Annotated in this window: 2 protein-coding genes and 1 pseudogene; all 3 read right to left on the reverse strand. The window is 69.8% G+C overall.

Going from position 1 to position 1,843, the window contains the following annotated elements; genetic code table 11:
• Positions 1–124: 124 nt before the first annotated feature.
• Complete coding sequence (locus D7231_RS34510) at positions 125–778, reverse strand: hypothetical protein (RefSeq protein WP_120760285.1); 654 nt, start codon at positions 776–778, stop codon at positions 125–127.
• A 19-nt stretch (positions 779–797) separates the two neighbouring features.
• Positions 798–1,121 (reverse strand): hypothetical protein, encoded by a 324-nt coding sequence (locus tag D7231_RS34515; protein ID WP_120760287.1) that lies wholly within the window; start codon positions 1,119–1,121, stop codon positions 798–800.
• A gap of 53 nt (positions 1,122–1,174) precedes the next feature.
• Positions 1,175–1,843 (reverse strand): annotated as a pseudogene (locus tag D7231_RS34520) (pRL2-11); the annotation flags it as partial.

Consider the following 1,843-nt stretch of genomic DNA (forward strand, 5'->3'; position numbering starts at 1 on the left):
GTACATCAGCGCAGGGGGCCGGGGGAGATATCTCCTGGCCAGCAGGCACGGAGTCCACTGCGGTACGGAAGGCACTGCGGGCCCCGCCGGGAGTCCGGCGGGGCCCGCGTCCGGGAGGGCGGGGTCAGAGGCCCAGCAGCTCCCGCGCCGCCTCCATCCCCAGGAAGGGCACCCGGACACGCGCCGGGGCCTGGTCGTAGGCGAACCACGCCTCGCCCCGGGCGCCGGCCGGGGCGAGGGTGAGAACCGCGGAGCAGTCCAGGACCGGCCCGAGCCGACCGGCTGCGTCCGGGCGCGTCGACAGCGCGAGGTGATACCCGGCACCGCGGCCCAGGAACGCCGTCTCCTCCAGCCTCCGCAGCAGCGCGGCCGGGTCGGGCGCCTGGTCCAGCAGGCGGTCGACGGCGTCCACGACCAGGACGCGCCGCCGGGCATCGGGGAGCTGCCCCTCGCCCCGCTCGGTCGCGAACGCCTGCCGCATCTCGTCTACGAACGCCTCGATCATCAGCCCGGCCGCAGCGGCGCTGCCGGAGGGCCAAATGCCCCCGTCCACGGCGAGCCCGGCCCACTCCTGGGGCCTGGCCGTGGCGACGTCCACGGCCAGGCCGTGCGCGGCGAGGTGGGCGGCCAGGAGCCGCAAGGCGGAGGTGGCGCCCCGGCCTGCGTGGGAGACGACGGCCAGGTGGGCGGAGTGGGTGAGGTCGAGCGGGGCCGCCTGCCCCCTCGGGTCGGTCATGAGCGGGACCAGCGTCGCGCGGCCCGGGATCTCTTCTGTCATAGCTGCCTCAATTCCAGGTTCAGGTGAGGGAGTTGGCCCAGCGGACGTACGACTTCCAGGAGTGCCGGGCGTATTCGGCTCCCTTTTTCGCGTCCCGGGACAGGCGCAAGAGAGCGCCGAAGTGGGCGGAGTAGATGACGAGCAGCATCCACCAGGGCAGGAGGTCAACGAGAGTGATTTCTGCCATGAGGATGACTACCAGAACGAATGCGGTGGAGAGGGCGAGGAGTATGCGGGCCGCCCAGACGAGGACGGCCGGGGTCCATTCCGGGAGCCAGGCGCGCGCCGTCTTCTCCTCGGCCTCTTCCTCGGTTTCCTTCGCGATTTCGGTGGTGTCGGCCATTATCTTTCTCCTTTCTGGCCCGGGGCTGAGGGGGTGCCCCGGGCCGGAGTCGGTCAGTCGTCGTCGTTCTTCTTGCTGCCGGGACGGTTCCGCTCCCATTTCCTGAGCGCTTCCGGGTGGTAGAGGAAGGCGCCTCGCTTGTTCTTTCCCACATTGGGGGGGAATTCGGGGTCACGGTTCCCGCTCGCTGCCTGACGGATGACAGACAGGCTGACCGAGACGACGCCCTTGTCCACGGCTTCCCGGAGGCTTATCGGGCTCTCAGCGGGCTTTTCCGGCTTGTACTCGGGGGCGGCGAACGCCGCCTCCATCGCCTTTTCGAAATTTCCCTCAGTGATGCGCTGAGCGGGAATTCCCCCGGCGGGCGCGGGCTCCTTCCCGGGGGCCTCCGCTGTGACTGTCACAGGGTCTTTGTCCAGGCTGTGACGGGTGCTGTGAGCCTGTGACGCTGTGACGTCCCGTCCGACCATGGCCCATTCGCGGGCCTCCTCGTCGGTGAAGAAGAGGACTTGCGTTTCGTGGGCGACGCCTCCGATAACCACCTGAGCGCGGCCAATGTGGCGGGTGGCCTTGGGTGCGGGCTGGACTTCGGGAACGAGCATGTTCCACGCATTCCGCGTGTAGCGGGCGAGAATACGGGTTGCGAAGTTCTCCCGCATCTCGGGGCCACCGCTGTGCTTGTCGACTCCCCCCGCACCATGCTCCCGCCGCACCGGTAGCCC

Origin of the sequence: Streptomyces klenkii (assembly GCF_003626645.1) — a bacterium.
Lineage (GTDB): Bacteria > Actinomycetota > Actinomycetes > Streptomycetales > Streptomycetaceae > Streptomyces > Streptomyces klenkii.

What these genes read in the sequence shown, in the direction of transcription:
- D7231_RS34510 (WP_120760285.1), bottom strand. Translation starts at nt 778, where the DNA reads ATGACAGAAGAGATCCCGGGCCGCGCGACGCTGGTCCCGCTCATGACC.
- D7231_RS34515 (WP_120760287.1), bottom strand. Translation starts at nt 1,121, where the DNA reads ATGGCCGACACCACCGAAATCGCGAAGGAAACCGAGGAAGAGGCCGAG.